The following is a 560-nucleotide window of genomic DNA, read 5'->3' as shown; positions in this document are numbered from 1 at the left end:
TCCATGAACAGCGACGAACGCTCTACGAATTCCTTCTGGCGACGCTCGGATTCTTCGGCCTCGGTGAGGATGTCGATATCCCAACCGGTCAGCTGCGAAGCCAGACGCACGTTCTGGCCGCGGCGGCCGATGGCCAGCGACAGCTGGTCGTCGGGAACCACGACTTCGATGCGCTCGGCATCCTCGTCGAGCACGACCTTGGCGACTTCCGCCGGCTGCAGCGCGTTGACGATGAAGGACGCCGCAGAAGGCGACCACGGAATGATGTCGATCTTCTCGCCCTGCAATTCGCCGACGACGGCCTGGACGCGGCTGCCGCGCATGCCGACGCAGGCGCCGACCGGATCGATCGAGCTGTCGCGCGAGATAACGGCGATCTTGGCGCGCGAACCCGGGTCGCGGGCGACCGATTTGATCTCGATGATGCCGTCATAGATTTCCGGCACTTCCATGGTGAACAGCTTGGCCATGAACTGCGGGTGGGTACGCGACAGGAATATCTGCGGGCCGCGCTGCTCGCGGCGCACATCGTAGACATAGGCGCGGACGCGGTCGCCATA

The 560-nt window shown here is 64.1% G+C and carries 1 protein-coding gene; it reads right to left on the bottom strand.

The window, feature by feature from the left end; translation table 11 throughout:
* On the bottom strand, positions 1-560 hold a 560-nt coding region (nusA, locus tag EOD15_RS35260; protein WP_127409382.1), incomplete at both ends, for a transcription termination factor NusA.

The sequence above is a fragment of the Mesorhizobium sp. M7A.T.Ca.US.000.02.2.1 genome, from assembly GCF_003996995.1.
In the GTDB taxonomy this organism is placed as follows: domain Bacteria; phylum Pseudomonadota; class Alphaproteobacteria; order Rhizobiales; family Rhizobiaceae; genus Mesorhizobium.
This window is presented reverse-complemented; position numbering and strand designations above follow the sequence as displayed.